Consider the following 2087-nt stretch of genomic DNA (forward strand, 5'->3'; position numbering starts at 1 on the left):
GTCCAATCTTGAGTTGCTGCGGCGCGTTCCGCTGTTTGCCTCGCTCACGTCCTCGCAGTCTGCAAGCATTGCGGATGCGATCATCAAGAAGCGCTTCAAGCGGGCCGAAGTCGTTGTCGAGCAGGGCAAGAAATCCGACGCGCTCTACATCATCCTGACCGGACGCGCGCGCGTGACGAGCGCCGACAACCGCGGGCGCGAGGTGATCCTTGCCACCTTGCATCCCGGCGACTACATCGGCGAGATGAGCCTGATCGACGACGAGCCCCATTCGGCCACGGTGCGCACCGAGATCCAGTGCGACGTACTCATGCTGGACCGGGACGCCTTCGCACGCTGCCTGCCCGAGAACTCCTCGATGGCCTACAACATCATGCGCGGCCTGGTGCAGCGGCTGCGCCATGCCGACCGCAAGATCGAGTCGCTTGCGCTGATGGACGTCTATGGGCGCGTGGCGCGCTCGCTGCTCGAGTTCGCGATCGACGATGGCGCAGGCAACCTGAAGGTGCGCGACAAGATCTCGCGCCAGGATCTCGCGAAAATGGTGGGCGCCTCGCGCGAAATGGTGAGCCGCGTGATGAAGGATCTCGAGGAGCGCGGATTTGTCCAGACCCAGGACGACGGCTCCATGATCGTCAAGGACCGGCTCTTGTCCCTGGCTTGAGCCGCCGGGTCCGGCGCTTCAGGCGGCCGCACCCTTTTGTTGTAGTGTTCAGGCATCCAGCCGCCGTTTCGAAGGATTGGGTGCCGCGTTTTTCATGACCTATTCGCTCAATACACTTCAATCTTCTTCTGCCGCCGAGGGGCAGCCGGTGCGCCTGCGCGCCATGCGCTTCGCCCACGAGATCACGCTGGTGGCGGGCTTTGCGGGGCTCTTGTTCTGGCTGCTGGCCATGCTGAGCTTCACGCCCTCCGATGCGGCCTGGTCGACCTCCGGCACCGGCGGCGAGATCAAGAACTGGGGCGGGCGCATCGGCGCCTGGCTGGCCGACGGCAGCTATTTCCTGGCGGGCTATTCGGTCTGGTGGTGCCTCGCGGCGGGCCTGCGGGCATGGCTTTCGTCGCTGGCCAACTGGCTGCGCGGCGGCGAGGCCGCGCCGGCCGAGCAGCCGGTGCGCGGGCGCTTCAACCGCAGCCGCCTGGCGTTCTGGTTCGGCCTGGTGCTGCTGCTGTGCGCGAGCGTGGTGCTCGAATGGTCGCGCCTGTACCGGCTCGAGTCCCACCTGCCGGGTTCGGGCGGCGGCGTGCTGGGCTACCTGGTGGGGCCCGCAAGCGTGCGCTGGATGGGCTTTACCGGATCGGCGCTGGTGGCCATCGCTGCCGGCGTGATCGGCTCGGCGCTGGTGTTTCGTTTCTCATGGAGCCAGATCGCCGAGCGCATCGGCGCGCGGGCCTATTCGCTGTTCGAGTCGCGCCGCGAAAAGCGCGAAATGGCGGCCGACATCGCCATGGGCAAGCAGGCCGCCCGCGAGCGTGCGGAGGCCGAAGACCTGCCGTTCTCGCGTGCAGCGGACGGTGGCGAGCCGGCGGATTTCGACGGCGACGAAGAACTGCGCATCGAGCCGCGCCCGAAGCGCCGCGCGGCGTCGCCGCCGGTGCAGATCGAGCCCGCGATGACCGAGGTGCCCAGGAGCGACCGCGTCGTCAAGGAGCGCCAGAAGCCGCTCTTCAAGGAACTGCCCGACAGCAAGCTGCCGCAGGTCGATCTGCTCGACGCGGCGCAGGCGCGCCAGGAAACGGTCTCGGCCGACACGCTCGAGATGACCTCGCGCATGATCGAGAAGAAGCTCAAGGACTTCGGCGTCGAAGTGCATGTGGTGCTGGCTTCGCCGGGCCCGGTGATCACGCGCTACGAGATCGAGCCGGCCACCGGCGTCAAGGGCTCGCAGATCGTCGGCCTGGCCAAGGACCTGGCGCGTTCGCTCTCGCTGGTGTCGATCCGCGTGGTCGAAACCATCCCGGGCAAGAACTACATGGCGCTCGAGCTGCCGAACGCCAAGCGCCAGTCGATCAAGCTCAGCGAGATCCTCGGCTCGCAGGTCTACAACGAAGGCAAGTCCTTCCTGACGATGGGCCTGGGCAAGGAC

The 2087-nt window shown here is 66.8% G+C and carries 2 protein-coding genes; both read left to right on the forward strand.

The features are described from left to right. Positions 1 to 664: Crp/Fnr family transcriptional regulator (locus tag AC1DOC_RS30910; protein ID WP_478131250.1), on the forward strand; the 664-nt coding region annotated here is incomplete at its 5' end. Positions 665 to 758: 94 nt separating this feature from the next. Next, positions 759 to 2087, forward strand: a 1329-nt coding sequence (locus AC1DOC_RS30915; RefSeq protein ID WP_478131251.1) for a DNA translocase FtsK, incomplete at its 3' end; no start/stop codon positions are given.

Source organism: Variovorax sp. 01T439_2 (genome assembly GCF_056398445.1).